Source organism: Burkholderia sp. GbtcB21, from assembly GCF_019091065.1.
GTDB lineage: Bacteria > Pseudomonadota > Gammaproteobacteria > Burkholderiales > Burkholderiaceae > Burkholderia > Burkholderia pyrrocinia_C.
Map to the genome: position 1 here is coordinate 1 of NZ_JAGXKA010000471.1, position 236 is coordinate 236.

Below are 236 nucleotides of genomic sequence, written 5' to 3' on the forward strand. Positions count from 1 at the left end.
CGCGGGCTCCAGCCTGCCGACCGCGCCGCTGCTGGCCTTCACCCTGTCGCACGCGCAGGCGCGCGACGCCGTTCACCAGCCGCTCGACGCGGACGCGCTGCGGCGCGAGATCGAGGCGGCCGGCCTGTTGCCGACGCACGGCGTGCAGAGCGCCGCTCCGGACCGCGACCACTATCTGCGGCGGCCCGATCTCGGCCGCAAGCTTCCCGATGTCAGCCTCGGGCTGCTGGCCGGTT

General features: G+C 75.4%; 1 protein-coding gene. It reads left to right on the forward strand.

The window, feature by feature from the left end; genetic code table 11:
• Window positions 1–236 (forward strand): ethanolamine ammonia-lyase light chain EutC (locus KVT39_RS37395; RefSeq protein WP_217591526.1); only part of this gene is annotated, 236 nt, incomplete at both ends.